This window comes from Neorhizobium sp. T25_13 (assembly GCF_002968675.1).
In the GTDB taxonomy this organism is placed as follows: Bacteria; Pseudomonadota; Alphaproteobacteria; order Rhizobiales; family Rhizobiaceae; genus Neorhizobium; species Neorhizobium tomejilense.
The window spans coordinates 1-26,462 of the sequence record NZ_PVBI01000002.1 but is presented as its reverse complement, the minus strand read 5'-3'; the positions used below and the strand labels follow the sequence as shown (position 1 = coordinate 26,462).

The window sequence follows — 26,462 nt, the reverse complement described above, 5'->3', positions numbered from 1 at the left end:
GATTTGGTTCGGCTTATATTGACCAGGCCTCCACCTGCCAAGCAGGTTGATAAGAAAAGGGGATGGAGACCACATGTTTGACCCAAGGGAGAAGATTGCTCTCTTCATAGACGGCGCAAATCTTTACGCTGCTTCGAAAAGCCTCGGTTTTGATATCGATTACCGTAAATTGCTTAAGGCTTTTCAGAAGCGCGGTTATCTTCTACGTGCCTATTACTATACCGCGCTGATCGAAGATCAGGAATACTCCTCGATCCGGCCGCTGATCGACTGGCTCGACTACAACGGGTACAAGGTCGTCACCAAGCCCGCCAAAGAGTTTACCGACTCGATGGGCCGCCGCAAGATCAAGGGCAACATGGACATCGAGCTCGCGATCGATGCCATGGAACAGTCGGAAACCGTCGACCATCTGGTGCTGTTTTCCGGCGACGGCGACTTCACCACGCTGGTGGAAGCCCTGCAGCGTAAGGGCCGCAAAGTTTCCGTGGTTTCGACCATGGCAACCCAGCCTCCGATGATCGCCGACGACCTGCGCCGCCAGGCCGATCATTTCATCGATCTCGTGTCGCTCAAGGCGGAAGTCGGCCGCGATCCGTCCGAACGCCCAGTGCGCCCGGCGGAGTCGACCGAAACCACCGACGTCTGATCACCCGGCATCCGCACCACTAAAAAGAAGAATAGGCGCCCGTTTTTCGGCGGCGCCTTTTTTCGTTCTGGGCTAGAAAAGATCCATGCTTTTCGAACGCCCTTCCGATGATCTTCTTTACGACGCGCTGGTCGCCCGCGACGCCTCCTATGAAGGCTTTGCCTGGGCGGCGGTGAAGACGACCGGCATTTTCTGCCGCCTCACCTGTCCGGCCCGCAAGCCGAAGCGGGAAAACACCAGTTTCTTCGAGACGATTGCCGAATGCCTGGAGGCCGGCTTCAGGCCCTGCAGCCGTTGCCGACCGATGCTCAAGCTCGGCGAGGCGGATCCGATGGTGACGCGGCTGCTTTCGGCGCTCGATACGGAGCCTTTCCGCCGCTGGAGCGAAGATGATGTCGTTTCGCTCGGTATCGACCCCTCCACGGCACGGCGTGCCTTCAGGCGCCAGTTCGGCATGAGTTTCCTCGAGATCGCGAGGCTCAGGCGGATGGGCAAGGCGGCCGAGACGCTGAAGGAAGGCGCGAGCGTTCTCGATGCGCAGCTCGATGCCGGTTATGAATCCGGCAGCGGCTTCCGCAGCGCGGTGACCAAGCTGTTCGGTGCGGCGCCCGCCAATCTGCGGACCAAGGTGCTGCTCAGGGCAGATTGGATTGAAACGCCGATCGGGCCGATGATGGCGATCGCCGACCAGCATTCGCTGCACCTCCTCGAATTCGCCGAGCGCAAGGCGCTGCCGGCGGAAATCCAGAAACTTCAAAAATTCACCGGCAGCGGCATCGTCATGGGACGCCATCCGCCGATCGACCAGATCGAGGCGGAGCTGAAGGCCTATTTCGCCGGCGAGGACCGTGGCTTCAAAACGCGGCTGGCGGGGCACGGCTCTCCCTTTCAGCGGCAGGTCTGGGAGGCGCTGCGGACGATCCCGGCCGGGGTGTCGACGACCTATGGAGCGGTCGCGGCCGAGCTCAACCTCCCCTCCTCCACCCGCGCGGTGGCGGGCGCCAATGGCGCCAACCAGATCGCCATCGTCATCCCCTGCCACCGCCTGATCGGCGCCGACGGCAGCCTCACCGGTTATGGCGGCGGGCTGTGGCGCAAGCGCTGGCTGCTGGAGCATGAGCGGCGGATGGCGGTGAGGAAGAGTTAGAAGCTCAGACGGGGGTGACGCCCCTCAGCGCGGTCACGTCGATGCCGGCTCGGAAAGCTGAAGCCCCGACTGCGACTGGCGCTTTATCTTGTTGGCGCGGAAGATCGCCTCGACGATCAAGGACAGCGGCAAGCCGATGAAGAACGGGATGAAGAAATAGATCACCCGGAAGGCGACCAGGGAGCCGATCGAGGCCTGGTCCCCCATGACATGGCGGACGGTCGCTTCCAGGACGCCGAGACCGCCTGGCGCATGGGTGATCAATATCGCCAGGTTGGCGAGCACGAAGGCGGTGGCGGCTTTCAGGTAACTCACGTCGGCACTGGCGGCCATGACTTCGCGCAGGCAGGCCGAGACCAGCGCGAAATTGATGGTGCCGATCACCACCTGGGCAATGGCGATCTTCAATATCGGCATTTCGAAGGTCCAGGAACGGATCTTCAGCGGGGTGCGGACGAAGGCCGCAAGCACCAGGTAGCCGGCTGTAGCGACAAGGCAGGCATAACCGGTCGCGATGATCACGGCTTCGCTCAGGCCCAGCACCGAAGCGGCATCCTTCGGGTTGAGGACCATGACGATGCCGGACAGCATTGCCATGCCGATGCCGACCGTGACGCCCGACAGCAGCACGATCTTCGCCACATCCTCGGTGCTCATGCCCCAATGGGCATAATAGCGGTAGCGCAGCGCGCCGCTGCTCAAGCCGGAAAGGCCGACGCTCTGGCCGATCGACAGCGCGATGAAGGAGGCAAGGCCGATCTTCGGATAGGCGAGGTCGTTCCTCACATATCGCACGCCGGCCCAATCGAAGCCCGACAGGCAGAGATAGGAACCGAAGGCAAAAAGGAGCGCCATCAGGAGATTGTAAATGGGGATGGCGCGGACGGATTCGACGATGTCGGAGACCGAGTATTCGCGAAAGGTGTGATAAAGCAGATAGGCGGCGGCACTGACACCGATCACCAGCATGCCATAGGTGAGGATTTTCTTTCGCGTCATAGCCCCGTTGCTCATTGCCCGCTCGCGCTCAGAGATGAAAAACGAACGGGCGAAGGTGGATTTTGTTCCTAGGGCTAGATTTCACAGCCGCTCGATGATGCGCGAAAAGGCGGGATCGCCGGGATTATATCCGCACGCGGGGCTGTGGAAGCCCGCCTCGGTCTCGGTCAGATCACTGATGTCGTCGACGTGAAACAGACGCCACCCGGAACCCGTTCCGGCAATCTGCCAGGCGCTGAGGGCGAGTGCGCCCTCGCCGACATAACCGAGGATATGCGGCCGCACCTTGCGCTTTACGCCCTTGTAGCGGAGTTCGATGATCCGCCGCCGCTCGATCGCACCGATGATGATATCCGGATAACTTGTCTTCCGCACGAAAACTCCCTGGTATCTCCCTTAACGGCTGGGAGGCATGGAAGTTCACGATCGATATATGGCGAAATGGCGCGGCGGAATTGAGCGGTTACTCAGTTCGACTTCAACAGCCGCGACTTCTGGCGGTTCCAGTCGCGTTCCTTCTCGGTCTCGCGCTTGTCATGCAGCTTCTTGCCCTTGGCGAGGGCGAGTTCGAGCTTGGCGCGGCCCTTTTCGTTGAAATAGATCTTCAACGGCACCAGCGTCATGCCCTCACGATTGATGCCGACGCGCAGGCGGTTGATCTCGCGCTTCGACAGGAGAAGCTTGCGGCGGCGGCGCGGTTCGTGATTGAAACGGTTGGCCTGCAGGTATTCCGGCAGATGCGAGTTGATCAGCCAGATTTCGTTGCCCTCGTCCGAGGCGTAGGATTCGGCAATATTGGCCTTGCCTTCACGCAAAGACTTGACCTCTGTGCCGGTCAGAACCAGGCCGGCCTCATAGGTATCCAGGATTTCATAGTTGTAGCGGGCCTTGCGGTTCTCCGCGACAATCTTGTTGACCGTACGCTGGCTGCCTTTGGGGGCCATGGGTATATTCCGTTCCGCCCTTTTTATCCGAAAACAAAATCCCCGCCCATGGGCAATGAGCGGGGTTACCTGCCTATGTAATGCGGCGAGAGCCGAAAGTGAAGCGGTGAGCGCGGAAGCGTCTCAGTTCAAGAGGCCGGCGTGACGCAGTGCCGCGTCGATTGCCGCTTCGGTTGCCGGTTCCAGCGTCGAGACCAGCGGCGAGCGGACCGTGCGGTTCATGCCGCGGATCCTGTTGAGGCCGTATTTGGCGCCGCAGAGGCCGGGTTCCAGGAAGATCGCCTTGTGCAGGGGCATCAGGCGATCCTGGTATTCGAGCGCCTTGGCATAATCGCCCGCAAGCGTCGCCGCCTGGAATTCCGCGCAGAGGCGCGGCGCGACATTGGCCGTCACCGAGATGCAGCCGACGCCGCCGTGGGCGTTGAAGCCGAGCGCTGACGCATCTTCCCCCGAGAGCTGCACGAAATCCTTGCCGCAGGTGATGCGCTGTTCCGAGACGCGCTCGATCTTGCCGGTCGCATCCTTGACGCCGACGATGTTCCGGTGCGCCTTCACCAGCGCGCCCATCGTTTCCGGCGACATGTCGATGACCGAACGCGGCGGGATGTTGTAGATGATGATCGGCAGCTTGATCGCCTGCGCGATCGCCGAGAAATGCGCGATCAGGCCCTTCTGGGTCGGCTTGTTGTAGTAGGGCGTCACGACGAGCACGGCATCGGCGCCGGCCTTTTCCGCGTGCACGGCAAGCTCCACCGCCTCGCGCGTGTTGTTGGAGCCGGCACCGGCGATAACGGGAACCCGCTTCCTGGCCACTTCGATACAGAGTTCCACGACGCGCTTGTGCTCGTCATGGCTCAGCGTCGGCGATTCACCGGTGGTGCCGACAGGCACCAGGCCGCTGCTGCCTTCGACGATCTGCCAATCCACATGCGCGGCAAAAGCCTGCTCATCCACCGCATCATCGGCGGTGAACGGGGTGACCAGCGCGGGCATCGATCCCTTGAACATGCAAAACTCCCAATCGACAGCGTCCATTCTGCTGCCGCAATCCATGACTATGACGGCTCTCGACAACTTTGGACGGGCCGCGACGCAGCCGACCTTTTTCCCGAAAGCCTTTCAGGTCGCGCACCATAAAGCGGCGGGAAAGCGGCGACAAGCGCAAGTGCCAGGGATTTCATATGGAATCTCATATAAGAAACCACGCATTTTCATAAATGCGGTAAGCTTTCGTTAACGTGGCTGGCGGCTAATAAGGGGACGACTATTTTCGCGAGTTACCGGATGTACAGGCCTGTTCTGATCCTCGCAGCACTGGGGCTCGGCGCTGCGAGCATGCATGCATTTGCCGCATCGCTGCCCGAAAGCATGGCCCCCCTTCCCTATATGAAGCCTGAAAACCCGGCCGCGATCACCATGCCCGCCGCGATGCCGGCGCCGGACGTCACCGGCACGATCCCGAGAACCGACCCGCTGGTGGTGGCACCTGCGCTGAAAGCCGGGCTCGATGCGCTTGCCGGCAACGACATCGCCACCGCCCTTGCCACACGCAACGGTCTCGCCGAAGGCTCGCTCGACCGGCATATCCTCACCTGGGCTATCGCCACATCCGGCGCGTCGGGCGTGCCGTCCGGCGAGATCGCGGCGGCCCAGACGGAGCTGAAGGGCTGGCCGGGGCTGAAGGGGCTGCGTGCCAATTCCGAACGCGCACTTTATCGCGAAAACCCGCCCGCCCCGACCGTGCTCGCGGCCTTCGGCTCAACCCGGCCGGAAACGACCGAGGGCATGCTCATCCTCGCCCGCGCGCTCGTCGCCTCCGGCAAACAGGTCGAGGCCGCCCGGCCGCTTCGGCAGATCTGGTTGTCCGAGCCACTCGACAAGCCAACCGAGGACCGGATCCTCTCTGAATTCTCTGCGCTTCTCACCGCCGCCGACCACAAAGCGCGGATGGACTTCCTGATGTACAAGGGGCGTGCGGCACAGGCGAAGCGTTTTAGCGATCTCGGTAAGGCGCAATCGCTCTACAAGGCCTGGACCGCCGTCATCAGCAATGCCAAGAATGCCGAGGCACTGCTGAACGGCGTCGACAGCTCCCTGAAGGACGATGCCGGTTATCTCTTCGCCCGCGTCGAATATCTTCGGCGGCAGGACAAATACCGGGACGCCGCGGACCTGCTCGAAAACGCTCCGCGCGACGCGGCAAAACTGGTCAACACGACGGAATGGTGGAACGAGCGCCGCATCGTGGCGCGCGGCCTCGCCGATCAGGGCGAGTTCAAGCTCGCCTACCGGACCGCGGCCAATTATGTCGCCGCTTCCTCCACCGATATCGTCGATGCGGAATTCCACGCCGGCTGGTATGCGCTGCGGGCGCTGCATGAGCCGGCAACCGCCGAGAAACATTTCCGCAAGATCCTCGAGACCTCGAACAAGCCGCTTTCGGCGTCGCGCGCCCTCTACTGGCTCGGCCGCGCGGCGGAAGACGGCGGTCCGGGCAGCGCCAAGGAGTTCTTCGCCAAGGCGGCGCATTTCTCCAGCACGTTCTACGGCCAGCTTGCCGCCGCACGGCTCGACCTCAAGTCGCTCGACCTCACCTATCCGACTGCGAGCGGGGCCGACCGCCAGAATTTCGAAAGCCGCGAAGCCGTCCGGGCGATCGCAAGGCTCGAAGATGCCGGCCATGGCAAACGCGCCGCGGTGCTCTATCGCGCGCTGGCGGAAGAAATGACCAGCCCGGGAGAACTGGCGATCCTCGCGGCAAGAGCCGAATCGGAAGACAACCACGCCCTGTCGCTGCAGATCGGCAAGACCGCTTTCAGCCGCGGCGTCGATGTGGCCGCACTCGCCTTCCCGATCGGCGTCATCCCGGCCGGTGCCGATATCGCCGGTTCCGGCAAGGCGCTCGCCTATGCGATCGCCCGCCAGGAAAGCGCCTTCAACCCGGGCGCGGTTTCTCCCGCCAATGCCCGCGGCCTGTTGCAGATCCTGCCCGGCACGGCGCAGGGCGTCGCCAAGCGGCACGGCCTCACCTATGCGGCGGCGCGGCTGACCACGGATGCGGGCTACAATGCGACACTCGGCGCGCATTACCTCGGCGAGCAGATCGACACGTTCGGCGGCTCCTACATCCTCACCTTCATCGCCTACAACGCAGGCCCGAAGCGTGTGCCCGAATGGATCACCCGCTATGGCGACCCGCGCGGCAAGTCGCTCGACGAGGTGGTCGACTGGATCGAGCGCATCCCCTTCCCCGAAACCCGCAACTACGTGCAGCGGGTGATGGAGAACTACCAGGTCTACAAGACAAGGCTCGGGCAGAAGGCGGATATAGAGGCGGATCTGCGGTTTGGACGGCGGTAATCACATCCCGGCCTGATCGAGTCTGATCTTCTACCTTCAAACAAGAGACGACGCGGGCCTAATTTCGAGCAACCATCCCTGTTGCAGCCGAAAGTCAATCAAAACAAAAAAGCCCGGCACGAGGCCGGGCTTCCAAATTCAATCCGATCAAATCAGATCAGAAGTCGCGCTGCAGGCGGACGATACCCTGTACCGTACCGTCTTCGTCGCCAACTTCCACGTAGTTTACAGCAACCTTGGCAGCGAAGTTTTCAACGATCTGGTAGTTGACGGTTACGCCAGCGCCCCAGGCATCATCGCCGAAGAAGTCGCCGTCTGCATCAGCTTCCGTATTCCAGATGTACTGGGCTTCCGGAATGATTTCGAGCTTGTCGGTCGCCTTGAAGGAATAGGCAACGGCCACAGCTGCTTCACCGGCGCCGGTATCGGTTACGCCGTAGTAGGCATTGTCACCCGACGACCAAACGCCGGAGAGGTAGAAGGTGCCCGGACCAACCGCAACCGATCCAATCGCACGGACAGCGCCGTCTTCGGCGCCGAAGTCATAAGAACCGAGCAGTTCGAGCTTGGCTGGGCCGATCGCTGCCTGGATGATAGCCTCGATACCGACGTTCTGCCCGCCAACGCCTGCGGCGCGCGACAGTTCGTCAACCTGGATGCCAGCCGTGAAGGCAGAGCCGGTATAGGTGTAGGAGATCGACTGCAGACGGTTCGAACCGAGGTTGTCGAGTTCGCCCGGAAGGTCGTTGGCATCCCACCAGTTCAGCCAGCGACCAACGCGGAAACCGCCGAGCTGGATATAGGCTTCGTTGATGTAGGCCGTGGTAGCGCTCGTGTTGACGGTGTAAGCAACGTCCTGGTTGGCTTCGAAACGAACCGAAGCAACCGAGGTCAGCGTGCCGAGTTCGGTGTCGGACTTCGCCGTGAAGTCAAGCTGAGCGCGGCTGTACGAATCCCAGTCGCCATTGTTAAAGTCGTTCGTGCCGTCACCAAAGCCGACTTCGAAACGGACATAACCACCGACCTTGAGGCAGGTCTCAGTGCCCGGGATGTAGAAGTAACCAGTGCCGAACGCGTCGCAGACGCGAACGTATTCCATAGGCTCCGGTTCGGCAGCGACGATGGCGTCGGCAGCCTGAGCACCGGAAACTGCCGCGAGAGCCGCTGCAGAACCGAGAAGAAGGCTCTTGATGTTCATTCTTTTGACCTCCAGTCAATTTCTCTGAATGCTAGTTCGCGCCCGACCGAAAATTGATCAAACGCGTAAAGGCCGCATAAGCAGCCCCATTCCCCAGTATCATCTCCCCATATGGAGGCCCTACATTGAGGCCAGCCATTTATAGAGAACTCCCCCGGCGAACCGGGGGAGTTCCATTATGATTAGAACGAGCGGTCGAGACGGACGAAACCGTCCCAGAACTCGTCAGCTACAGTCTGAACCTTGTTGTAGTTCGCAGTGACCTTGGCGGTGAAGCCCGGAACGATCGTGTAGTCGACCGTCAGACCAGCGCGCCAAGCTTCGTCGCTGCCGTAGTCGCCAGTACCGTCATTTGCATTCCAGATGTAGGAACCGCCGGGAGTGATGGTCAGCTTGTCGCCGACCTTGAAGGCATACGAAGCAGCCAAAGTCCATTCGCCGCGGTTGGCGTAAGCGTTATCATTGTGATCGCCAAGACCGGTGGAATAGACAACGAGAGCCTGCAGAGTGCCAGGACCGACCGGAGCCGAGACGAGAGCGCGAACAGCGCCTTCTTCTGCACCGAAGTCATAAGCACCGAGAAGGTCGAAAGCTACAGCGCCGAACTTGGCGGTAACGATACCTTCGAGACCGACGTTCTGGCCACCGATACCCGCGACACGCGACAGTTCGTCAACCTGAACACCGGCGGTGAAAGCGCTGCCCGTGTAGAAGTAGCCAACAGACTGCATGCGGGTGTTCTGGGTACCGGAGTTCCAATCGGCCTCGCCGTTGATGCCCTTATCCCAAGGGTTGTAGTAACGACCAACCTTGAAGCCACCGAGCTGGATGTAGGCTTCATCGATGTAAGCGGCGCCGGCGTTGACCGTGTAGAGGGCGTCCTGGCCGGCTTCGAAACGAACCGCAGCAACCGAGGTCAGCGTACCGAGTTCGGTATCAGACTTCGCAGTGAAGTTGAGCTGAACGCGCGACCAGGCATCCCAGTCCGAGTCGTTCGCGGTGTTTACGTCCTGACCAGCATCAACCTGGAAACGGACATAGCCGCCGATCTTGAGGCAGGTTTCGGTGCCCGGGATGTAGAAGTAGCCGGTGCCGAAAGCGTCGCAAACGCGAACGTATTCCATGGGCTCCGGTTCAGCAGCTACGATGGCGTCAGCTGCCTGAGCGCCGGAGACTGCTGCGAGGGCAGCAGCGGAGCCGAGAAGAAGGCTCTTGATGTTCATTTTTGACCTCCAGTCAAAGTTTCGTATGGGTCTGGGTTCTTTTTGCTGAAGGACAGCGTTCCCTGCCCCATCCCCGTCGATTGCTAGAAGAAGGACGATCCACCGCCTCGCTTCTGGATTTGAAAATACAAGACGGGGGAGGTCATGCAATCTGGAACTTCAATCGGGCGCCCTTCCGGTACCCGCTTCCCATAAGTCTGTTGCCGAAAGGACACAAAGCCAGGGACCGACTTCGGTGGTATTTTACGCTTTGTTAAGAAAGAGCTTATCTGGCAGCCACTTAGGGCCTCGGGAAAGCTCCGGAGGGGAATCACCTCGCCCGTCACGCGGCGTGACTGCGCGGTCCTGCGAGCAACACGCAAAGGTCGATCAGAACGGGATTGGATTTGAGGATTGGGCCGGCGTTTCGAGCCTGGAATGGCGGAGAAGATGGGATTCGAACCCACGATACCCTCTCGGGTATACTCCCTTAGCAGGGGAGCGCCTTCGACCACTCGGCCACCTCTCCGGTCGGGCCTGATTATTGGGAAACGATATCGATGGCAAGGTCTTTTATAGAAATGTCATGCGATTCCCACCGGCCGCGACGCACGAATCGCAACAAGTGATTCCATTCCCGCAGCTTCGGTGATTCTCAGTAGCCCGAACGCTGCTTGCCGGCGCCACCGCCACGGCCGTAACGGCCGGCCAGTGATCGCAGCGCGCCGGAAAATTCGGTGACATCGGCGCCGACGGCCACGAAGCTCGCGCCGAGATCGAGATAATGGCGATTCAGGGTTTCGCTGAACGTCAGGATGCCGGCCGCCTTGCCGGATTTCAGGATCGTGCCGATCGCCTTCTCGATCACCTCCTGGACCTCAGGGGCCTCCATGCGGCCGAGATAACCCATGTCGGCCGAAAGATCGGCCGGACCGATGAAGACGCCGTCGACACCGTCCACCGCGGCGATGTTCTCCAGGTCGCGGATCGCGGCCATGGTTTCCGCCTGGACAATCAGGCAGATTTCGTCGGCGGCCGTCTCGGCATAGTCGGCGATGGAGTTAAAGCCGGAGGCGCGGGCGACGGCGGCACCGACGCCGCGCACGCCGCGTGGCGGATAACGCACGGCCCGGACGAGTTCCCTCGCCTGCTCGGCCGAATCGACCATCGGCACCAGCAGCGTGCGGGCGCCGATATCGAGCATCTGCTTTATGACCCAGGTCTCGCCGACCGGCGGCCGGACGACCACTTCCGAGGGCGAGGTGGCAAGCGCCTGCAATTGCGCCAGAATGCTGCGCAGGTCGTTGGGGCCGTGCTCGCCGTCGATCACCAGCCAGTCGAAACCGGCATGGCCGGCGATCTCGGCTGTCAGCGCCTCGCCCATGTTCAGCCAGAGGCCGATCTGCGGCTGGCGGGCCTTCAGCGCCGCCTTGAAGTGATTCTTCGGAGACGGCATGGCGTTTCCCTTCAGGAGAGGAGCTGTTTCAGGTCGGCGGCCGGATCGGCGAGGATGGCGCGGCTCGGTTCGATTCCCGAATCAAGCAGCTTCTTGCCGCTTACATAGGCCTTGGCATCGTTGATCGCGTCGACGGCGATGAACCGGCCCTCGCGGAAATACCAGATCGACAGGCTTCCCTCGCGGGCACCCTTGCGCACCAGCGTCTCGTCATACCCCATGTTGAAGCCGGCGATCTGCAGCTTCACATCGTACTGGTCGGACCAGAACCAGGGCTTTGCGTCATAGGGCGCCGAGCCGCCGGCAAGGATGGCTGCGGCGGCTTCCGCCTGGTCGACGGCGTTCTGTACCGATTCGAGACGGATGCGCTCGCCCTTCCAGGGCAGCATGGCGCAGTCGCCCATGGCGAATATGGACGGATCGGAGGTGCGGGCGAATTCGTCGACGATCACGCCGTTGCCAACTGCGAGGCCGCATTCCTGCGCCAGTTCGTCGTTCGGCTTGACGCCGATGCCGACGATGACGAAATCGACCTCGAGGGTGCTGCCATCGGAGAGTTCGGCGGCGCGCACGTGTTTTCCTTCCGGGCCGCCTCCACCTACCAGGCGGTGCAGGCCGGTCTTTTCGCGGATGATCACGCCGTGGCTGTCGTGAATGGCGCGCATCACGTCGGCGGTCTCTTTTGCAGCGACGCGCTGGAGGATGCGGTCGGCCATTTCGATCAGCGTCACTTCGAGGCCGAGATGGCGGGCGACGGCGGCCGCTTCGAGGCCGATATAACCGCCGCCTATAATAAGGAGCCGGCGACCCGGCTTCATCTCGCCGGCGAGCAGGTCTGCATCGCGCTTGTCACGTACGGTGAAGACGCCGTCGAGATCGCCGCCGACACTTGCCGGCAGCGTGCGCGGCGTCGAGCCGGTGGCGAGCGCCAGGGTGTCGTATTCAAGCACGGCACCGTCCTGCATGCGGACGGACTTTGCCTTGCGGTCGATCTCCTCGACATAGGTCGAGAGCAGAAGCTCGACATCGTTTTCGGCAAACCAGCTTTCGGGCCGGAAGGTCAACCGCTCGAATTCCATTTCACCGAGCAGATATTTCTTGGAGAGCGGTGGGCGCTGGTAGGGGATCACGTTTTCCGAACCGATGATCGTAATCGGCCGCGCATCCTTCAGGGCCCGGAGTTTTGCAGCGAGCGCGAAACCCGCCTGGCCCGCGCCAATTATCACCAACCTGCCCGTCACGTCTCGCTCCCCACACCGATCATGGTTTCGTTGATAGCACCACTAATCCGATCGCAAGGGGTATCCCCGCGACACTGGTCCGTCAACAACGCGACATGGCCGATTACGCGCAATGAGTTCGCAGCTGTCCCACACGGAAAGGAAAAACCGCCTCTACAGCGTTAAAACCGGGATTTGCCGTCAATATCCCCGCCGATCCGTCGAATTTTATCATTCCGTTTCAGAATGTGTCAGCGCAGGAGGAATATAGTCACAGAGTAGGAATGAAAACGGGAGGGTGTAATGCCCTTGACTATGGACCACGACACCAGAAAAGACGGCCCGCGCGACCGGGCCTTCGAGAAGTTCACGATCGACCGCCCCGGCAAGGTCATCCTTGTCGGCCATCATCTCAGCACCAAAACCAGCTTCCGCTGCCTGATCCGCAGCATCTCGCTCTACGGTGCGGAAATCGAGGTCGGCCCGACCCTGCCGATGCCCAACAACTTCTTCCTCGAAATCCTCGGCATCCATGACGACATCGGATGCACGGTGATCCGCCGCGAAGAAGAGAAGGTCACCGTCGGCTTCAACATGCTGATCGACGCCGAGTTTCTGCATCACGTGATCCGGCTGAGCTTCGAGACGAGTCATTGACGGGCAGATAGTCCCGCGGCCGGGGGGCCTTTTCCTCCCGCCGCTCATGGCCGCCGCTCGCCAGCCGCGACAGCAACGGCACGGTCCACAGCAGCCCGGCCCATTCGGCACCCTCGAGAGGATCGGCCATCGGATGCCGAAGCCCGTTCAGGCGGTACCTGTCCTTTCCCTTGCTCAGCTGTTCCCAAAGTCTCACCCAGTTGAGAAGCATGGCGGTCACTCCATCTATGATGCGATGCCATCGAGCTAGTGATTTGCCGCGCGGCTTGTAGACGCGCCGGCGAAAGCCGCTTTTCATCCATGAACGATGGGAAGATCACCGGTGAAACGATAGGGTGCCTGATATGACGGATGCGGGCTGGGACGATCTCAAACTGTTCCTGCATGTGGCGAGCGAAGGGGGCTTGAGCGGCGCCGCCGCCCGCACGGGCCTCAGCGCCCCGACGATCGGCCGGCGGATGCTGGCGCTCGAGCGGGCAACCGGCCGGACCCTGTTCGTGCGCAGCCAGCAGGGCTATCGGCTGGCGCCGGATGGAGAAACGCTGCTCGAACACGTCCGCACCATGCAAAGGACCGCTGACAGCATTGCCGACTGGAACGCGCAGGCCTTTGCCATGCCGATCGTCTCGATCGGCGCCGATGCCTGGCTTTCCGGTTACATCGGCGAGCACACGCCGGAGATCAGGGGCAGAGAGGACCGGTTCCGGCTCTGCTGCAAGTCGTTGCATAAGGGCGTCGATTTCACCTATCGCGAGGCGGATATCGGGATAGTCGCCCGGAGACCGGAATCAGGCAATGTGGCGATCCGCCGATCAGTCGTCGTCGCACACTCTATATATAGGGCGAGCATATATAGGGCGAGCGCCCTTGCCGAAGACGAGATCATGCCCTGGGTTTCGCTCGGCACCGACAACTCCCATTCCCCGGCCGATAAATGGGTGTTCCAGCATCACGAGGCTGATATTCGCACCTGGACCAATTCTCCGGATATCCTGCCGAGACTGATCGCCCGCGGCAACGGGCGCGGTGTGCTGCCGTGCTTCATCGGTGATTCCGTTCCCGGTCTGGTGCGCGAGGGCGGCATCATCGCGGAGCTCACCTATACAATGTGGATCGTCGCCAATGACGACGACCGGCATCGGCCGGAGGTACGTCAGGTCATCGAAAGGCTCGACGCGCTTTTCAAACGGGAGGCGAAAAGATTTAGCGGCGATGCAGCCTAATCGAGCCCAACCAGACTTGCATGCCGGTGAATCGATCCTATTGTGTGCCGGTTTTAAAAGAACCGGAACTGAAGTCCATGCCCGCATTCTCGCGCTTTACGCCGCTGATCAGCGCCCTTCCCGCCACCGTCCCCTTCGTCGGACCCGAGGCCATCGAGCGCAATCGCGGTCTCATGGTGAAGGCCCGCATCGGCGCCAATGAAAACGGCTTCGGACCGGCGCCTTCCGTCATCGAGGCGATCAGCGCTGCGGCGACAAGCACCTGGAAATATGCGGATCCGGAAAATTTCGAACTGAAGCAGGCGCTCGCCGCGCATCTGCGCTGTCAGATCAACAACATTGCCGTCGGCGAAGGCATAGACAGCCTGCTCGGGCTGATCGTCCGGATGGTCATCGAGCCGGGCATGCCGGTCGTCACCTCGTTCGGCGCCTATCCGACGTTCAACTTCCATGTAGCCGGCCATGGCGGCCGTCTGGTGACGGTGCCTTACGTCGACGACCGCGAAAACCTCGATGGGCTGTTGGAAGCCGTTCGCCGTGAAAACGCGCCGCTGGTCTATTTCGCCAATCCTGACAATCCGATGGGAAGCTGGTGGGATGCCGACAGCATCGTTGCTTTTGCCAAGGCGCTGCCGGAAACCTGCCTGATGATTCTCGACGAAGCCTATTGCGAGACAGGCCCCGCCGGCGCGACGCCCGAGATCGCCGCCCTGATCGACCGGCCGAACATCATCCGCACCCGGACCTTCTCGAAGGCCTACGGCATGGCCGGCTCGCGGGTGGGTTATGCGATCTCGACGCCCGGCACAGCTGAAGCCTTCGACAAGATCCGCAATCATTTCGGCATGAACCGGATCGGTATCGCCTCGGCACTCGCGGCGCTGAAAGACCAGGCCTACCTCTCCCAGGTGATCGGGCAGATCAAGGCCTCGCGGGACCGGATCGCGGCAATCGCTGAAACCAACGGACTGAAGCCGCTGGCGTCCGCCACCAATTTCGTGGCGATCGATTGCGGCCGCGACGGCGCCTATGCACGCTCGATCGTCGATGGGCTGATGGAGCACGGGGTTTTTATCCGCATGCCGGGTGTCGCGCAGCTCAACCGCTGCATCCGCGTCAGCACGGGCCCGGAATCGGACATGGCACTGTTCGAAGAAGCTCTGCCGAAGGTGCTGAAGGGCCTATAGGCTATACGAAAAACGACCGCGCCGGCCTTGTTCCTGCCGGTCGCGGTCTCAATTTCCGACGATCGTCCCCGTCCAGACCGACCGCCCTGTCTCCCAATCCCTCATGGGTGCTGTCTTTTGGATTGTTCTCCCACCGGCCCTCTTGCGGGGCCGGTCAATTCGTCGACCACGGCGCTCCTGAAGGCGCTCAGTGCATGGTCATCCATTCGCGAGCGGCGCGGAGTGCTGCGGCCAGCTGCATCTTGCTCATCGTCTGAGCGAGGTCGGCGCGCAATTCGGCGGCGCGATCGGAGCCTTTGATCGCGGCAATGTTGAGCCATTTGTGTGCGGAGATCAGATCAACGTCGCAACCACGACCGGTCGCATACATCAGGCCCATTTCGCAGAAAGTGTCGGCGCGGGTTTCGCCACCCATCGTGGCCATTCCGGAATTATTCATTTCAAAGCGTGCCATCGGTTTGATCCCTGTTAAAGCCTGTTGTTCGTCGTCTGCCCTGTTTCTTGCCCTTTCGGGCTCCATCCGGATCACCGTCTTCAAGCGGCTGTTTTGATCCTTCCGGCCGGCGGTTTTTTCCGCTCGTTTGATGACTTCACTATGCGCCCAACCTTCCAAAAGACGCCTAAAAAGCATGATTAATTCAACGAAAACAAAGTTCAAACGCTTCGTAAATTTGAGTTTTTGTTAAACATGGGATGCCTTGCATTTTAAGGAATTTGCGGAGATTTTTACGGAAAGTTTAGAAAACGATTTAAACTGATCGCTAACTACGAATACGGTTCGGTTCGGTGAACCTGTCTCCAGGGCTATGGAAAACCCGGCCTTCCCGAGCGCTGAAATTCCGCCATGTCGGGCCCAAACTCATATTTACCTTTACGTGTGCGTAAGATAATTTCGGCACGAGTTCGTCCAGAGGGGTGCGAACTGGAGGAAACCGCGCCGTCTGTCTGCTCCCGAAGAGCTCAGCGGCGGAAGCGAAGGAGGAGAACAATCATGATGCGCAGACTGATGCTTGTTGCCGTGCTGGCACTTGCCGCGACCGGAGCCCGGGCCGCAGAGCCGATCGAAGGCAATTGGAAGACCGCCAGCGGCGAGACCGCGGTGATCGGCAAATGCGGCACCGCCTATTGCGTGACGCTGAAGACCGGCAAACATTCGGGCAAGCAGATCGGCAAGCTCTCCGGCAAGGACGGCGAATATAGCGGCGAGATCACCGATCCCGCGGAGGACAAGACCTATAGCGGGTCCGGTTCGGTCAACGGCAATTCGCTCAAAATGAAAGGCTGCGTCCTCGCCATCCTTTGCAAATCGCAGACGTGGACCCGCCTCTAAGCCGATCGCCCGAATATCGTCCCATATAAGAAGTGCAGAAATGGCCGCGCCGGCAACGGCACGGCCATTTTTCGTTTCCAACCGTCAAGAGGTGCCCGATTATTTTGCTGCGCCGCATCAAGAAAAGGCAATTTGATCACGCGAACGGCATCGATTTCGGGCGTAAAAATTCGCAAAATTTCAATGTCACAGTTTTGTGAAAAGCTTGAATACCTATTGAACACTATTTACGCCACATAAAAGCCTCGAAAATGACATGATTTCACGAAAATTACACGCAGTCGGTGCAATTCCTTTCAGCGCCGGATATCCTACTGATTTCACTTATTAATTATCTTACCAAATCGTAACTTAATCGATTTATTCGTGGCTTTTTCCGAGAAATAACCACGATAAGCACGTTTTACGTGCATTTTTTCCAAGCAATTTTCGCTGTCAACGTTTCGTTGACAGCAGTCGCCGAAATGGGGGGCTTTCGGATCGAACCGATCGGTCCGATATCAGCATCGCAAACAGAAATTCACTCTGGTTCGGACCCAAGACCGAACCGAACATAACCCAAGGATAAAGACAATGACCAAGATCACTTCCGCATTCGCCGCAGCCCTTATCGCTTCGGTCTCGTTCGCTTCCGTCGCCCTCGCTGAAGGTGACTATTACGAAGGTGCCTCCAAGGCTTCCGCTACCGTCGACCATGTTCAGACCGGCAGCATTGCTCAGGATCAACAGAACCAGATCCCGGCTCCGATCGGTCGCGGCGACTACTACGACGGCGCAAACCGCCCGAACTAACCGCAGCTCATTCAAGATACCGAAACAATCTCCGCAGGCCAGGTCGCAAACTGAAAGCCGCGGGTCACTCTGAAGGGACTACCACCATGACCAAGATCACTTCCGCTATCGCCGCAGCCCTTATCGCTTCGGCCTCCTTCGCTTCCGTCGCTCTCGCTGAAGGCGACTACTACGAAGGCGTTACTCCGCCGTCGGCCGGCCAGCAGCACTCGGCAACGCATCAGAACGCCAAGGGTTCGGCCAGCTACGGCTACACGGGCTCGGTCTCCAACGCCCAGGGTTCGAACCGGTCGTTCGACGGCACGGTCGTCCTGGACCGTGGCGACTACTACGAAGGCGCAGTTCGTCCGAACTAACCGCAGCTCATTCAAGACACCGAAACAATCTTCCGCAGGCCAGGTCGCAAACTGAAAGCCGCGGGTAACTCTGAAGGGACTACCACCATGACCAAGATCACTTCCGCTATCGCCGCAGCCTTCATCGCTTCGGCCTCGTTCGCTTCCGTCGCTCTTGCCGAAGGCGACTATTACGAAGGCGCCTCCAAGGCTTCCGCCACCGTCGACCACGTTCAGACCGGCAGCATCGGCCAGAAGGTTGATGCCCAGAAGGCCGACGTCAACAGCGGCGACTATTTCGACGGCGCAAACCGCCCGAGCTAATCGCAGCTCATTCAAGATACCGAAACAATTTCCGCAGGCCGGGTCGCAAACTTTGAAGCCGCGGAACACTCTGAAAGGACTACCACAATGACCAGGATCACTTCCGCTATCGCCGCAGCCTTCATCGCTTCGGCCTCCTTCGCCACCGCCGCTCTCGCCGATGAAGGCGACTACTACGAAGGCGCACAGCCCACCCAGCAGGCTCAGTCCGTCCATGGCGCCCGCGTCGACAGCTTCGGCTACACCGGTTCGATCGCTCGCGCCAAGGGTTCCGACCAGTCGAACCAGTCGTTCGACGGCACGGTCATCCTGGACCGTGGCGACTACTACCAAGGCGCAGTTCGTCCGAACTAACCGCCTCCTATTCAAGACACCGAACATATGTCCGCAGGCCGGGTCGCAAACTCACTGCCGCGGGCAACTCTGAAAGGCATAAGACAATGACAAAGATGACTTCCGCCCTCGCCGCAGCCCTGATCGCTTCGGTTTCGTTCGCCGGTGCAGCACTTGCTGAAGGCGACTATTACCAGGGCGCCCAGAAGACCGGGCCTGCCACAACCATCGATCGCCTGAACACCGGCAGCATCGATCGTCAGGACGGCAAGCTTCCGTTCAACAATGGCGGTGGCCGCGATAACCGTGCTTCCGATCTGGACAACGGCGACTACTACAGCGGCGTCAACCGCCCGAACTAACCCTGAAGTTCGTTCACCATCGATAGCCGCACAGAGCCCTGCCCGGTGCGGGATCAAACAGACAGCAAACATACGGAAAAAATGAAATACCAGCCGCGCGAGCGGCTGGTATTCGCAGTTCATTCAAGACACCGATTGGAAAGACGGGTCGCAATCGTCTTTCCGGTGCGTGATGGCCGGACTCTGAAACCAGCCATCGAGTTCAAGATTAAGTGAAGCTTTTCCACGAATCAATCACGTTGATGCTCTTCTTCGTGAGATTTCCTGCATTTGGCGCTGCGCCGCCGGTTTCCCGCAATATTACAGGCTTTTTTGCCGTTCAAAAAAAACCGCTAGTTGGCGGCTCCGCTCCATTTCTATTGGAACGATCCTCCCTTCCAGGGATTTGTACCTCGGACGGAGCGATGAACCTGTCGCTCCGCACCATGAGAACAGATGGAAAGGACAGGACAATGAGAAGCTATCTGACTTCCGGTATTGCCGCTCTTATCATTTCAGCAGGTTTTACTGGTGCAGCCATGGCGCAGGATGCCGTTTATCCTGACCCGAACGGCCTGCCGCAATCGCCGCCGACCATCCAGCAGGATCGCGGCCAGGATCGCAGTCAGGGCGTGGATACCATGTCGACCGGCAGCATCTATCCGAGCACCGGCTACATGTACAACAACAACGCGAGCGGCAACGCCGATCTCGATGGTGGACAGGACGAAGGCGACTACTACGACGGTACGTTGCGTCCGCATAACTAAGCAGTTGCTTCAAGATACCGCATCCCGCGCTGGTCGCACCAATGCACGGGATGACCTCTCCACCGACAGATCAATTTCGAAGCCGGCCCTCGTGGCCGGCTTTTTCATGAACGCGGTGCTCTGCGAGGTGTGCCGACTCCTCCGGCGAGCGGATGAAACCAGCGACGGAGGTCATAGACGATTCGTCGCGCATTCCGCCCCCTTCGGCGTTAACCATTCTGAACGCTAGATGAAACCCTCTCTCAGGACGCATTCAGCCCCGCGCCTTTATTCTGCCGTCATTGGCTTTGGGGAGAGAACCATGACCATCCTTGCACGCCGCCTGACAATCGTAACGCTGATCATGACCATTTTCGCATTCGCCTTTGCCGCACTCGTCGCCGTTCCGGCGCGCAACGATCTGCGCGTGCATCTTGGCACCGCGGTGCCCTGCTATCATCCCGCCACGCCGAACTGCGTCGCGGCGCTTTGAAAAAGTTCAAGTGTTCAATCGGCGGGAGGCTTTCAACGTCGTTTGATTGTTATTGAGTTCTCTCTATAATAGCGCATGAACACACGAATCTTTTCCCTGACCCCGCTTTCCTTCATCAGCCCGAGCCCGGTAGAGCCGCGCGCCTTCGACAATCCGGTCGAAGCGGTCGATGCCCTGACCGAACTTTACGAACGCAATACGAAATTCCTGATCGACGCGTTCGGGGCGCTTGCCGATGGTGCTGCCGTGACCGGCCGCTACCGTGCCTGCTATCCGCAGGTCAGCATCGAGACGACCTCCTTCGGCCACGCCGACTCGCGCCTCTCCTACGGCCATGTCTCGTCGCCCGGCGTCTATACGACGACGATCACCCGGCCGAAGCTGTTCCGGCATTACCTGAAAGAGCAGCTCGGCCTCCTGATGCGCAACCACAGCGTTCCGGTGACGATTTCGGAATCGACGACGCCGATCCCGCTGCATTTCGCCTTCAGCGAAGGCGCGCATGTGGAAGCATCGGCGACCAGTTCGCTCGCCGACATCTCGTTGCGCGACCTCTTCGACACACCGGATCTCAACAACACCGACGACCTGATCGCCAATGGCGAATACGATCAGGTGCCCGGAGAGCCGGCGCCGCTTGCGCCGTTCACTGCCCAGCGCATCGACTATTCGCTGGCCCGGCTCAGCCACTATACGGCGACCAGCGCCGATCACTTCCAGAACTTCGTGCTGTTCACGAACTACCAGTTCTATATCGACGAATTCGCCACCTGGGCGCGCGAGATGATGGCGCGCGGCGGCGACGGCTACACGGCCTTCGTGGAGCCCGGCAATGTCGTCACGCTTGCAGGCAACGACAAGCCGGAAACCGACCCGGTCGTCCGCCTGCCGCAGATGCCTGCCTATCACCTGAAGAAGAAGGGTCATGCGGGCATCACGCTCGTCAATATCGGCGTCGGACCTTCGAACGCCAAGACGATCACTGACCATATCGCCGTGCTGCGACCGCATGCCTGGCTGATGGTCGGCCATTGCGCCGGCCTGCGCAACAGCCAGCGCCTCGGCGACTATGTGCTGGCCCATGCCTATGTGCGCGAGGATCACGTGCTCGACGACGACCTGCCGGTGTGGATTCCGATCCCGGCGCTGGCCGAAGTGCAGCAGGCGCTCGAAAGCGCCGTCGAGGAGGTCACCGGCTACCAGGGCTTCGAACTGAAGCGGATCATGCGCACCGGCACCGTCGCGACCATCGATAACCGCAACTGGGAACTGCGCGACCAGCGCGGACCGGTGAAGCGGCTTTCCCAATCACGGGCAATCGCCCTCGACATGGAATCGGCGACGATCGCCGCCAACGGATTCCGCTTCCGCGTGCCCTACGGGACGCTGCTCTGCGTCTCCGACCGGCCGCTGCATGGCGAACTGAAACTGCCTGGCATGGCGACCGCCTTCTACCGCACCCAAGTCAGCCAGCACCTGCAGATCGGCATCCGCGCCGTGCAGAAACTCGCGGCCATGCCGACCGAGACACTGCATTCGCGCAAGCTGAGAAGCTTTTATGAGACGGCGTTTCAGTGAGAACGGGGCGGGATTGATCCCCGAGTCGAGCGCGTAAGCCCGCCTCAACTCTGAATTTCAGATAGAGGCGCGGACGGCGAGAAGCGCCGTGCGATATTTTTCCCGAAGGTAACGAGCCTCTGCTCAAAGGAGTAATAGGTTATGACGGAGACGAACGTCGCACATAGGCTGACCAGAAGGAACCTTAATGTAGGATTCTGCATCCAGAATCCGTCATAGCGCGTCAACAAGTCCAGCAACGGCACGTGCGCCAGATACAGCCCGTAGCTGACAATACCCAGGAACTGGGCGACCCGGTTACCGAAGACCAGAGTGAACATGCGACTCTTGGCGGAACCGAACAGCAAAAGCACCGTCGTGACCAGTGAGGTGAATATCAATTCGTCGAAGAATATCTTCGCAAACATCCGAGGCGCACACACGTAGGCCACGATAAATGCCGCAGAGATTACGAAGGCCAGATTCCCGATGGCGTCCGAATGACGGATATAGGCCCGGGCACGGTAGATGGCGATGCCCAGCGCATAGCAGAGCGCGTAGGGAACCGGGCTCCATCGCATGACGAACGGGGCGTTTTCTCCAAGAAATGGAAATAGGACGTCGGCCCTTGCTGAAATGACATGGACGATCAGCGATACCGCGATCAACGCGGCAAGCTGTTTCGCGCTTCCTGAAAACCGCATCATGAACGGGATGGCCAGATACCAGAAAACCTCGATCGGGATCGACCATTCAACGCCGATAATTGTGTTGGCTATGCGGAAATCGAGGAAGCTCAGAAAACTCAGGTGCATGGCGACATTATAGATGTCGACCGGTGCGGAGAATTGTTGCTGCCAATAAAGCGCCGTTGTCCCAAGCAGGATCGATACACCAAGCCAAAAATAATATAGCGGGGCGATTCGCCAGAGCCGTTTATTCAGATAGCTTCGATAACTATTCGACGTTTCGTAGGATGACGATACGCTGAAACCGGAAATGACAAAAAAGACGAAGACACCCGCCGCACCAAAATTGGCGAAGTTTTTCCCGATTTCACCCAATTCTCTAAAACCGGCACCGCCGGTATGAATCATGATGACCGCAAGAGCGGCAAATGCCCGCATTCCGGTAATAAAAGATGTATCGCCATAGTCTTTTTCCATGGCGCGCTTCATAGCAAAATTTCCGGTTTTACTTGCTCCAACATCAACAATAGCACTCCCCCTAAGCCGACTCCTTCATGTCGAAAGCCTAGCGGAAATACAATCCTTTATTTTTCAAGGGCGTTATCTCACAGGCCGGTATTTTGGCTTACGACAAGGCGCAGCTCGTCAATAGATGAGGCGAAGGTCTCGGGATTGAAGCGCGTCGTCTGGCAGGCTCAACTCCGCCTCGCCACCAGCAGTGACAGCGCCGTCCCTACCAGCGACGAAACAATCACCAGCAGATGCGTGTTGACCGCCGCCTGGCCGAGTTCCGCCAGGGGCAGTCCGGCGGTGCCGGCGCCGAAGGCGATGGCGCCGGCGGTGATGCCGGCGGGATAGGTGCCGACGCCGGCCGGTGCATGCATCGGGAGCACCGAAGAAAGTTCGCCGCCGAGCGCGCCGCCGAAGCTTGCAGCGATGGAGAGACCACCCAGAAGGCCAAGCACCCAGGCGAGGACGGCGATCTTGGTGAACCAGTTGATCAGTGTCGCGCCCCAGGCGCGGGCGAAGGCTTTTGCATCGAGCGGCAGGCCGGCTTCGACCTCGTCGAGCAGTTTCTTTGCCTTGTCCGGCAGAACCTTGGCTGCAAGCCGGAAGGCCGGGCCGCGCAGCGCGAAGGCGATTGCCGGCAGGATGAGAAAGGCGAGCCAGAGCGCCCAGGCCCAGAGCTTTCCTGTCTGCAGCGCCAGTCCCGTGCCGGCGGCGGCGAGCAGCGCATGCAGGTCGAAGAGCCGCATGACCAACAGCGCCGCGGTGCTGCGCGCAACGCCCAGGCCGAACTCGCGCTTCATCAGCAGCGGAAAGCTCGCTTCGCCGGTGCGGAAGGGCAGCATGATGTTCAAGAGGTTATGGACCTGGACGAGCCTCAGCAGCGTGCCGAACCGGCCGCCGGTTTCGGCCGGAAAGTAGTCGTAGATACGCCAGGTGCGCAGAACGTAGGTGCCGAGCAGCAGCGCCAGCGCTACCGCCGCCGAGCCCCAGCCGGCGCTGCTCCACAGCGACACGACGCTCTGCCAGCCCCAGACCCATTGAATGAAGGCGGCGTAGACAAGGATGATCGCCACCGTTGCGAGCGTCATCGCGTGGCGAATTATCCACGCCCGGCGGCTGGCAACCGGAGAATTCTTCATATAGTAGGGTGCCCCATGTGAAATTTCGGGTTTCGGCCATTATCAGAGGCCTTTCCAGCCCGTGGTTTAGGAGAAACGCAAGGTGCGTACAACAGCAGAGTCGGTGACCAGCCGCATCGAGACGGCCGAGCCGATCGAACTGTCCCTCGTCGTGCCCCTCTTCAACGAAGAAGAAAGCGTGCGCCCGCTGATCGAACGGATCTGCGCGGCGATGGCCGGCTACGCGGCGAACTGGGAACTCATCCTCGTCGACGACGGCAGCACGGACGCGACGATCGCCAATGCCCGCGAAGCGCTGAACCGTCCCGGCCTCGACCTGAAGATCGTCGCGCTGCAGCGCAATTTCGGCCAGACCGCCGCCATGCAGGCCGGCATCAACCAGGCGAACGGCCGGCTGATCGCCACGCTCGACGGCGACCTGCAGAACGACCCGAAGGATATTCCCGGCATGGTAGCCGAGCTGGAGCGGCGCGAGCTGGACCTGCTGGTCGGCTGGCGCAAGAATCGCCAGGACGGGCTGCTGCTGCGCAAGGTGCCCTCCTTCATCGCCAACCGGCTGATCGGCCGCATCACCGGCGTGCGGCTGCATGATTACGGCTGCTCGCTGAAGATCTATCGCGGATCGGTGATCAAGCAGGTCAAGCTGATGGGCGAGATGCACCGCTTCATTCCGGCCTGGGTCGCAGGCGTAGTGCCGAGCTCGCGGATCGGCGAAATGCCGGTGACCCACCATGCGCGCCAGCACGGCGTTTCCAAATACGGGATTTCCCGCACCTTCCGAGTGATTCTCGATCTGCTGTCGGTGATGTTCTTCATGCGTTTCAAGGCGCGGCCCGGGCATTTCTTCGGCTCGCTCGGCCTCGGGCTCGGCGCGCTGTCTGCGATCATCCTCTTCTACCTGTTCATCGACAAATTCGTCATGGGCAACGACATCGGCACCCGGCCGCTGTTCCTCATCGGCGTCATGCTGTTCCTGTCGGCGGTACAGATGATCACTACCGGCATTATCGCGGAAATGATCGCCCGCACCTATTACCGCGATGACAACTCGCTCAGCTACATCGTCAGGGAAGTCTATGAGGGCGATGCGGCGCATCAGTGACGCGCTTGCCCGCCGTCCCGACCTCATCCTCTGGCTGATCGCGGCATATTATGTGCTCGCGGTCATCCTTCGGGTGCTGCGCTCGGAGGCGCTGGAAAGCGACGAGGCGGAACAGCTCTACCAGTCGCAGTTCCTGCTGATGGGCTACGGCCGTCAACCACCGTTCTACAATTGGCTGCAATACGGGGCCGTCCACCTGATCGGCCCGTCGGTCCTTGCGGTCGCGCTGGTCAAGAACCTGCTGCTGTTCCTCACCTGTGCGGTCTATGGTCTGGCGGCCCGGGTGTTGCTGAAGGACCAGCGGTTTGTCGCCATCGCCATGATCGGCGTGATCGCCATGCCGGCGGTCAGCGTCATGGCGCAGCGGGACCTGACGCATGCGATCGCCACGCTGCTTGCCGTCGCGCTGTTCTTCTATGGTTTCCTCAAGACGCTGACGCGGCCGACCCTCTGGACCTACCTGCTTACCGGCATCGCGGTCGGGTTCGGGCTGATCGCCAAGTATAATTTCGTCATCGTGCCGGTCGCGGCGATCCTTGCCATCCTGCCGGAACCGGAGCTTCGCAAGCGCATTCTCGACTGGCGGCTGATCCCGGCACTTGCCGTCACAGCGGTAATCTGCCTGCCGCACGGCCTTTGGGTGCTCGGAAACCTGGGCGAAGCGACGGCCGGGACGATCAAGGCCATGCGTCAGGACGCGTCAGGCAACCCCATTCTCGACCGGCTGTCCGGTATAGGCACGCTTCTGGCGGCGGTATTGACCGGCGGGCTGCCGGTGCTCGCCTTTTTCCTGATCGCCTTCCGGCGGTCGCTCATCGATGCCTGGCAGGCTACGAACCAATGGACGCGGGTGATCGGGCGGACGCTCGCTATCTGCCTGATCGCCGTCGGGCTGATCGGGCTCGGTTTCGGCGCCACCAGCATCAGCGAGAAGTGGCTGTCACCGTTCCTGGTACTGCTGCCCCTCTATCTCTGCCTGAAGCTCGAGGCGGCCAATGCGGATACGAGCCGCAGCATCCCGCGGCTGCTGTTTCCGGTGGCGGCGCTAGCGCTCGGCTTCGTCGTCTATATCGCGCTCGGCAATGTCATCGGCCCGATGTTCGGCGATTATAGCAAGGAAAACCTGCCGTCCGGGCCGTTCATCGAACAGGCGGTGGCGGAGCATGCCGGTGCCAAGCCGGCCTATGTGATCACCGACGATCCCTATCTTGCCGGAAGCGCCCGGCTGGAACTGCCGCAGGCTCGCGTGCTGCTGCAAAGTTTCGGGCAGACGCCGCCGCTCGGCGAGGCGGAGAGAAAACAGCCGGGGCTGATCGTCTGGCAGGGAGGCGGTGAAACGCTCGATGCCCTCAAGCCATATCTGCGGGCGAACGGGGTCGCAGCGGAAGGCTTGGCGCCGGCGACCAAGGTCGTGCCTTATCTCTTCTCGGGCGGGCGGGACAGTGTCACGTTCGGTTATGCCTGGGTGGAGCCGGTAAAGTAACCGCGTAGGTGGGGCGAGGAGCCCCTCCCCCTTGTGGGGAGGG

At 60.5% G+C, this 26,462-nt stretch carries 28 protein-coding genes and 1 tRNA gene; 17 read left to right on the top strand and 12 right to left on the bottom strand.

The annotated features are described in order from the left end of the window. Positions 1–73: 73 nt before the first annotated feature. Both C5J22_RS03515 and C5J22_RS03510 read left to right on the top strand, forming a co-directional pair. Complete coding sequence (locus tag C5J22_RS03515; RefSeq protein WP_105437226.1) at positions 74–649, top strand: NYN domain-containing protein; 576 nt, start codon at positions 74–76, stop codon at positions 647–649. 85 nt (positions 650–734) lie between these two features. Next, a complete protein-coding gene (locus tag C5J22_RS03510; RefSeq protein WP_105437225.1) occupies positions 735–1,796 on the top strand; it encodes a bifunctional transcriptional activator/DNA repair enzyme AdaA in 1,062 nt (353 codons plus the stop codon). A gap of 33 nt (positions 1,797–1,829) precedes the next feature. On the opposite strand, the gene C5J22_RS03505 is transcribed toward C5J22_RS03510, so the two are convergent. The 4 genes from C5J22_RS03505 to dapA all read right to left on the bottom strand — a co-directional run bounded on the left by C5J22_RS03505 (position 1,830) and on the right by dapA (position 4,747). Further along, positions 1,830–2,795 (bottom strand): YbhN family protein, encoded by a 966-nt coding sequence (locus C5J22_RS03505; RefSeq protein WP_105437224.1) that lies wholly within the window; start codon positions 2,793–2,795, stop codon positions 1,830–1,832. 81 nt (positions 2,796–2,876) lie between these two features. Continuing rightward, positions 2,877–3,170, bottom strand: a complete 294-nt coding sequence (locus tag C5J22_RS03500; protein WP_105437223.1) for a WYL domain-containing protein — start codon at positions 3,168–3,170, stop codon at positions 2,877–2,879. A 92-nt stretch (positions 3,171–3,262) separates the two neighbouring features. Further along, complete coding sequence (gene smpB, locus C5J22_RS03495) at positions 3,263–3,739, bottom strand: SsrA-binding protein SmpB (protein ID WP_105402852.1); 477 nt, start codon at positions 3,737–3,739, stop codon at positions 3,263–3,265. Positions 3,740–3,862: 123 nt separating this feature from the next. Next, positions 3,863–4,747 (bottom strand): 4-hydroxy-tetrahydrodipicolinate synthase, encoded by an 885-nt coding sequence (gene dapA, locus C5J22_RS03490; protein WP_105402851.1) that lies wholly within the window; start codon positions 4,745–4,747, stop codon positions 3,863–3,865. A gap of 276 nt (positions 4,748–5,023) precedes the next feature. On the opposite strand from dapA, the gene C5J22_RS03485 reads away from it, so the two are divergent. Next, positions 5,024–7,099, top strand: a complete 2,076-nt coding sequence (locus C5J22_RS03485) for a lytic transglycosylase domain-containing protein (RefSeq protein WP_105437222.1) — start codon at positions 5,024–5,026, stop codon at positions 7,097–7,099. A 157-nt stretch (positions 7,100–7,256) separates the two neighbouring features. On the opposite strand, the gene C5J22_RS03480 is transcribed toward C5J22_RS03485, so the two are convergent. The 5 genes from C5J22_RS03480 to C5J22_RS03460 all read right to left on the bottom strand — a co-directional run bounded on the left by C5J22_RS03480 (position 7,257) and on the right by C5J22_RS03460 (position 12,196). Then, a complete protein-coding gene (locus C5J22_RS03480) occupies positions 7,257–8,297 on the bottom strand; it encodes a porin (RefSeq protein ID WP_105437221.1) in 1,041 nt (346 codons plus the stop codon). Between the two features lie 182 nt (positions 8,298–8,479). Continuing rightward, a complete protein-coding gene (locus C5J22_RS03475) occupies positions 8,480–9,520 on the bottom strand; it encodes a porin (RefSeq protein WP_105437220.1) in 1,041 nt (346 codons plus the stop codon). Positions 9,521–9,938: 418 nt separating this feature from the next. Further along, positions 9,939–10,028, bottom strand: a tRNA-Ser gene (locus C5J22_RS03470). A gap of 126 nt (positions 10,029–10,154) precedes the next feature. After that, on the bottom strand, positions 10,155–10,955 hold the full coding sequence (locus C5J22_RS03465; protein WP_105437219.1) for an aldolase/citrate lyase family protein: 801 nt from the start codon (positions 10,953–10,955) through the stop codon (positions 10,155–10,157). Positions 10,956–10,966: 11 nt separating this feature from the next. Beyond that, positions 10,967–12,196 carry an NAD(P)/FAD-dependent oxidoreductase gene (locus C5J22_RS03460; protein WP_105437218.1) on the bottom strand — a complete coding sequence of 410 codons (1,230 nt, stop codon included), beginning with the start codon at positions 12,194–12,196 and terminating at the stop codon, positions 10,967–10,969. Between the two features lie 282 nt (positions 12,197–12,478). On the opposite strand from C5J22_RS03460, the gene C5J22_RS03455 reads away from it, so the two are divergent. From C5J22_RS03455 to C5J22_RS03440, 3 genes are all read left to right on the top strand, one after another. Then, the gene (locus C5J22_RS03455) at positions 12,479–12,832 is read left to right on the top strand and encodes a PilZ domain-containing protein (protein WP_105437217.1); all 354 of its coding nucleotides are present in this window, start codon (positions 12,479–12,481) and stop codon (positions 12,830–12,832) included. Positions 12,833–13,176: 344 nt separating this feature from the next. After that, positions 13,177–14,055 (top strand): LysR family transcriptional regulator, encoded by an 879-nt coding sequence (locus C5J22_RS03445; protein WP_105437215.1) that lies wholly within the window; start codon positions 13,177–13,179, stop codon positions 14,053–14,055. A 77-nt stretch (positions 14,056–14,132) separates the two neighbouring features. Then, on the top strand, positions 14,133–15,242 hold the full coding sequence (locus C5J22_RS03440) for a pyridoxal phosphate-dependent aminotransferase (RefSeq protein ID WP_105437214.1): 1,110 nt from the start codon (positions 14,133–14,135) through the stop codon (positions 15,240–15,242). 187 nt (positions 15,243–15,429) lie between these two features. Here C5J22_RS03440 and C5J22_RS03435 read toward each other — a convergent pair whose 3' ends face one another. Beyond that, the gene (locus C5J22_RS03435) at positions 15,430–15,696 is read right to left on the bottom strand and encodes a sel1 repeat family protein (protein ID WP_046637522.1); all 267 of its coding nucleotides are present in this window, start codon (positions 15,694–15,696) and stop codon (positions 15,430–15,432) included. 537 nt (positions 15,697–16,233) lie between these two features. Between C5J22_RS03435 and C5J22_RS03430 the strand changes: the two genes are divergently transcribed. The 9 genes from C5J22_RS03430 (at position 16,234) to amn (ending at position 21,517) form a co-directional block, all read left to right on the top strand. Further along, on the top strand, positions 16,234–16,572 hold the full coding sequence (locus C5J22_RS03430; RefSeq protein ID WP_046629900.1) for a DUF2147 domain-containing protein: 339 nt from the start codon (positions 16,234–16,236) through the stop codon (positions 16,570–16,572). Between the two features lie 573 nt (positions 16,573–17,145). Further along, positions 17,146–17,364: a hypothetical protein gene (locus C5J22_RS03425; protein WP_105437213.1), complete on the top strand. Its 219-nt coding sequence runs from the start codon at positions 17,146–17,148 to the stop codon at positions 17,362–17,364. An 86-nt stretch (positions 17,365–17,450) separates the two neighbouring features. Further along, the gene (locus tag C5J22_RS03420) at positions 17,451–17,720 is read left to right on the top strand and encodes a hypothetical protein (protein ID WP_105437212.1); all 270 of its coding nucleotides are present in this window, start codon (positions 17,451–17,453) and stop codon (positions 17,718–17,720) included. 87 nt (positions 17,721–17,807) lie between these two features. Continuing rightward, a complete protein-coding gene (locus C5J22_RS03415; protein ID WP_105437211.1) occupies positions 17,808–18,023 on the top strand; it encodes a hypothetical protein in 216 nt (71 codons plus the stop codon). A gap of 87 nt (positions 18,024–18,110) precedes the next feature. Further along, the gene (locus C5J22_RS03410; protein WP_105437210.1) at positions 18,111–18,377 is read left to right on the top strand and encodes a hypothetical protein; all 267 of its coding nucleotides are present in this window, start codon (positions 18,111–18,113) and stop codon (positions 18,375–18,377) included. An 86-nt stretch (positions 18,378–18,463) separates the two neighbouring features. Then, positions 18,464–18,718, top strand: coding sequence for a hypothetical protein (locus C5J22_RS03405; RefSeq protein WP_105437209.1), 255 nt, complete (start codon positions 18,464–18,466; stop codon positions 18,716–18,718). A gap of 452 nt (positions 18,719–19,170) precedes the next feature. Next, a complete protein-coding gene (locus tag C5J22_RS31490; RefSeq protein ID WP_105435439.1) occupies positions 19,171–19,467 on the top strand; it encodes a hypothetical protein in 297 nt (98 codons plus the stop codon). Positions 19,468–19,768: 301 nt separating this feature from the next. Beyond that, positions 19,769–19,939, top strand: coding sequence for a hypothetical protein (locus C5J22_RS30990; RefSeq protein WP_172746517.1), 171 nt, complete (start codon positions 19,769–19,771; stop codon positions 19,937–19,939). A 75-nt stretch (positions 19,940–20,014) separates the two neighbouring features. Then, on the top strand, positions 20,015–21,517 hold the full coding sequence (amn, locus tag C5J22_RS03395; RefSeq protein WP_105437208.1) for an AMP nucleosidase: 1,503 nt from the start codon (positions 20,015–20,017) through the stop codon (positions 21,515–21,517). A gap of 44 nt (positions 21,518–21,561) precedes the next feature. On the opposite strand, the gene C5J22_RS03390 is transcribed toward amn, so the two are convergent. After that, a complete protein-coding gene (locus tag C5J22_RS03390; protein WP_105437207.1) occupies positions 21,562–22,674 on the bottom strand; it encodes an acyltransferase in 1,113 nt (370 codons plus the stop codon). 206 nt (positions 22,675–22,880) lie between these two features. Beyond that, entirely contained in the window at positions 22,881–23,834 is a 954-nt protein-coding gene (locus C5J22_RS03385) for a lysylphosphatidylglycerol synthase transmembrane domain-containing protein (RefSeq protein WP_105437206.1), read from the bottom strand. Positions 23,835–23,916: 82 nt separating this feature from the next. Here C5J22_RS03385 and C5J22_RS03380 point away from each other — a divergent pair, with 82 nt between their 5' ends. After that, positions 23,917–24,936, top strand: a complete 1,020-nt coding sequence (locus C5J22_RS03380; protein ID WP_105437205.1) for a glycosyltransferase family 2 protein — start codon at positions 23,917–23,919, stop codon at positions 24,934–24,936. Next, positions 24,920–26,419, top strand: a complete 1,500-nt coding sequence (locus C5J22_RS03375; RefSeq protein ID WP_172746516.1) for a glycosyltransferase family 39 protein — start codon at positions 24,920–24,922, stop codon at positions 26,417–26,419. Before C5J22_RS03380 ends, C5J22_RS03375 begins: the two co-directional genes overlap by 17 nt. Positions 26,420–26,462: the final 43 nt, after the last annotated feature.